General features: G+C 66.9%; 2 protein-coding genes and 1 pseudogene. 2 read left to right on the top strand and 1 reads right to left on the bottom strand.

What is annotated here, in order from left to right; all coding sequences use genetic code 11:
* Positions 1-253: 253 nt before the first annotated feature.
* A pseudogene (locus ACZ4LX_RS37985) lies at positions 254-591 on the bottom strand (transposase); the annotation flags it as partial.
* A 223-nt stretch (positions 592-814) separates the two neighbouring features.
* Between ACZ4LX_RS37985 and ACZ4LX_RS37980 the strand changes: the two are divergent.
* Positions 815-1564, top strand: coding sequence for a transposase (locus ACZ4LX_RS37980; protein ID WP_467651960.1), 750 nt, complete (start codon positions 815-817; stop codon positions 1562-1564).
* A gap of 134 nt (positions 1565-1698) precedes the next feature.
* Positions 1699-3075, top strand: coding sequence for an IS1380 family transposase (locus ACZ4LX_RS37975; RefSeq protein WP_467651958.1), 1377 nt, complete (start codon positions 1699-1701; stop codon positions 3073-3075).
* The last annotated feature ends 275 nt before the right edge of the window (positions 3076-3350 follow it).

Here is a 3350-nt window from a genome sequence, read left to right as displayed (position 1 = left end):
CCCGTCGAGTACGAAACCAACTACTACACCGAACTCACGAAACCCCAGGTCACAACCACAATCTGAGATCTCTACCGAACCCGGGGCGATTCACTTCGAGGCAGAGGACGGGACTCTCACACTCACGAAGGCGCCGGACTGGGACGGTTCGGGAGGCGTCACCTTCGACCTCCCCTGAGTTCAGCCGCCCAAGGGTAGGAACCGACTTTGCCGACTTGCCATCGCCTCCGGCACGTCGCCTATCACTGATCCTTCAGAATGAAGTTCGGAGACGGCGAAGGCATATGAGACTGCAGGCCAGTTCGAGGAGACCTTGGTGTAGATCCGCGCGTCGTTCGTAGCGGATGCGGAGCCGCTTGAACTGGTGCAGCCAGGCGAAGGCGCGCTCGACGACCCAGCGCACCTTTCCCAGTCCGGAGCCGTGTGCGACCCCGCGTCGGGCGATCATCGGCTTGATGCCGCGCTTCCACAGCAGACGGCGGTACTTGTCGAAGTCATAGCCCCGATCGGCGTACAGACGACGGGGTTTGCGGCGGGGCGTCCTCGCAGGCCCCGAATCGCTGGGACGGCGTCCAGCAGCGGAGCCACCCGCTCCCACAGGTCATCCGGAACAAGATCAGCACGCACTCGGAGCACCCTGCCGACCAAGATCACCCGAGCGCAAGACCCACAGCTCAACTCATTCTGAAACGATCAGTGAGCTTCTTCGAGGTCGCTACCGATCGGGTGATGGGCCGTGAAGCGCAACAAGCGAGGCCCCCGGGCTGTTGATCGAGATGTCTGACGTCTCAATCACGTTGCTCGGGGGGCCTCATTGGTCATCCATCCTGCCGCACTCGACCTGCCGCATGCATTCGTGGAGTGGGCCACCATGCTGATCGTCACCCGTGAGGGCGACCGGCGCTGCAAGCTCCGGCCGTCCCAGCGCGCGATGGTGGCGCTGGTGTACCTGCGCGAACACATCACTCTGGCGAAGATCGCCACCGGATTCGGAATCAGCGAGTCCACCGCCCACGCCTACACCAGCGCGGTCGTCGACCTGCTCGCCGCGCGTGCGCCGGGTCTGCTGAAGACACTGCGCGAGCACGAGCCCGACTTCGTCCTACTCGACGGCACCCTCGCCGAGTGTGACCGGGGCGGCGACGGCCGGGCCGACTACTCCCACAAACACCGGCGCCACGGCGTGAACGTGCAGGTCGTCACCGATCCCGGTGGCCGGCTGTTATGGCTCTCGCCCGCCCTGCCGGGCCGCACTCACGATCTGACCGCCGCGCGCACCCACCGGATCATCCGAATCTGCGAGCGCCAGGGCGTTCCCATCGTGGCCGATCTCGCCTACCAGGGCGCCGGCCCGTGGCTGACCACCGGCATCAAACGCAGGCCCCTCCAGGAGCTCACTCCCGCCGACAGGACCCGCAACCGTGCCCTGGCCGCGGCACGAGCACCCGTCGAACGCGGCGTCGCCCGCCTGAAGTACTGGCGGATCTTCCGCAGATCCCGCTGCAGCCCCAACCGCATGACGTCAATCGCCAAGGCCGTCGTCACCCTGGAGCGGCAACGCTGAAGAAGCTCTTAGCCTCGCGCTTTCGCGAAGCCTGGCGTCCGACGGGTGGTCAGGTAAACGAGAAGTGCCTCTGACCAGCTAGAATAAGGATTGTTGAGGCCCTTGTTGCTGCCATCGTCGAAGGCACTTCCCAGGTGAAGAGACGTATCGGTTCGTATCCTCGTGTTCGCGTCGGGGGCGGTGGCCGCGCGGTGGCCTCGCAAGCGGGAGGCGTCCTGCTGGTGGAGACGGTCCGCAAGTCCGGTCTGGATCAGGCGATATCGACGGCGCTGGCACCGTGGCGCAAGCCGCGGACGGTGCATGATCCGGGGAAGATCCTGCTGGACGTGGCCCTCGCGGTCGCGCTCGGTGGGGACTGTCTGGCGGACGCGGGCATGCTGCGGGCCGAACCGGCCGTGTTCGGTGCGGTCGCCTCGGATCCCACCGTCTCCCGCCTCATCGATGCCCTCGCCGCTGCCGGGCCGACAGCACTGAACGCGATCCGGACCGCACGGGCCCACGCCCGCGAACACGTCTGGAAGCTCGCCGGTCCGTCGGCTCCCGACGTCGGCGGGCAGGTGATCGTGGACATCGACGGGGTGCTCGTACTGGCGCACTCCGTGAAACAGGACGCCACCGCGACCTGGAAGAAATCCTTCGGACACCATCCCCTGACGGCGTTCGTCGACCACGGGAAAAACGGGACCGGGGAACCCGTGGCAGCGCTCCTGCGGCCGGGGAACGCGTGCTCCAACACCGCTGCCGACCACATCACCACCGCCCGGCTCGCCCTCGCCCAGCTCCCGAAGAAGTACCGGCGCGGACGCCGGACACTGATCCGCACCGACTCCGCCGGCGGCACCCACGAGTTCACCGCCTGGCTCGCCCAGCGCGGCAGGTGGCTGTCGTACTCGGTCGGCATGACCATCACCGACCACATCCACCAGGCCGTCCTCACCGTCCCGCCCACCGCCTGGACCCCAGCCGTCGAACCCGACGGCGAGATCCGTCACGGAGCATGGGTCGCCGAATTCGACGGCGACACCCTCAAGGGCTGGCCGCCAGGCATGCGGCTGATCGTCCGCAAAGAACGCCCGCACCCCGGAGCCCAGTTGCGGTTCACCGACACCGACGGACTGCGGCTCACCGCGTTCGCCACCAACACCGCCAACAGCCCGATCGCCGCACTCGAACTACGCCACCGCCAGCGGGCACGCGCCGAAGACCGCATCCGCGCCGCCCGGGCCACCGGCCTGCGTAACCTGCCCCTGCACAAGACGGCACAGAGCCAGATCTGGCTGGAGATCGTCCAGATCGCCCTGGACCTGCTCGCCTGGATGCCCATGCTCGCCCTGACCGGCGAGACTCGCAGATGGGAACCACGTCGGCTGCGGCTCCGCCTCTTCTCCGCCGCCGCCCAAATCGTCACGACCGCCCGCCGCCGGCACCTGAAATTCGCACGCCACTGGCCCTGGACAGACGCCATCACGGACGCGATCGAGCGTCTCAACGCGCTGCCGAACCCCGGCTGAGCAGCAGATCGCCCATCCCCGCGAGAAAACGTTCCATCCCGGAGCAGTGGAGCCCGGCGTCCACCCGACACGACACTCGGGCCCCCGACCTGCCCAACTGCGGGCACCAACAACGAAATGGGCCACCGACTCCGCCAGCGGCCCATCACGAAAGATCGAGGTTAGCCGTTGTAATAGTGACTATTGATCAGAAACTCATTGGGTTCAGGCTCGTTGACGGTGTGTGAGTGATCTGGTGGGGGATGCGCGGACCTGGTCGCCGGACGCGCAGGAGG

It is taken from the genome of Streptomyces sp. NPDC026062, from assembly GCF_055568375.1.
The sequence above is the reverse complement of the archived record's forward strand: the minus strand, read 5'-3'. Positions and strand labels throughout refer to the sequence as shown.